Source organism: Marivivens sp. ABH4_498 (assembly GCF_056160585.1).
In genome coordinates this window covers 1-566 of the sequence record NZ_JBSWXL010000017.1, presented here as the reverse complement: position 1 = coordinate 566, position 566 = coordinate 1, and the positions used below count along the sequence as shown (strand labels likewise).

General features: G+C 52.8%; 1 protein-coding gene. It reads left to right on the top strand.

Annotated elements, in window-relative coordinates; translation table 11 throughout:
* On the top strand, positions 1–234 hold a 234-nt coding region (locus ACXAGA_RS16460), incomplete at its 5' end, for a hypothetical protein (protein ID WP_475118553.1).
* Positions 235–566: the final 332 nt, after the last annotated feature.

Genomic DNA, 566 nt, shown 5'->3' with positions numbered 1-566 from the left:
GACCGCATTGCCCAATCTGCCACCTTCATCTCCATTACAGAACTCATGGACGCCAGTGGGGTTACCAATCGCGCTAACTTCAACAGGCAGGTGCTTAACAAGCCAGCGTTTCAAGATTTTGTAAGGGACGCTGGCTTACAGCCTAAAGAAGGGCAACGCGTAGGTTCTGTCTGCGGCTTCACTGTCCCCGCTTTTCCTCCATTCGATCCATATGATGACAACATCGCTTTGTGACCTTCGCGATCATCAAACTGTTTGGGGGGCAAAAATCTGAGCGGTCTTCCATACTCGTATACACTGGAGCTTCCCCCCATAGGGGGTGGCTCTCACTCAAGACGCTCGTGCGATATATTTGCGCTGGGCGCTCGGTCTGCGGTCGTAACGCCGAGGATTAGCCTCAGTTAGAAGCTGCAGCTTGGCCGTAGACCAAACCGTAGACCACAACGCACCTGTTGACGTCATACAGTCGACGCTGATAGCCCTTGTTTTACTGGGGCTTGAAGCTCATGGGATGCCTATAACGGGTACTCAACACCATTAACATATGGCCGCGGGTACCACCCACA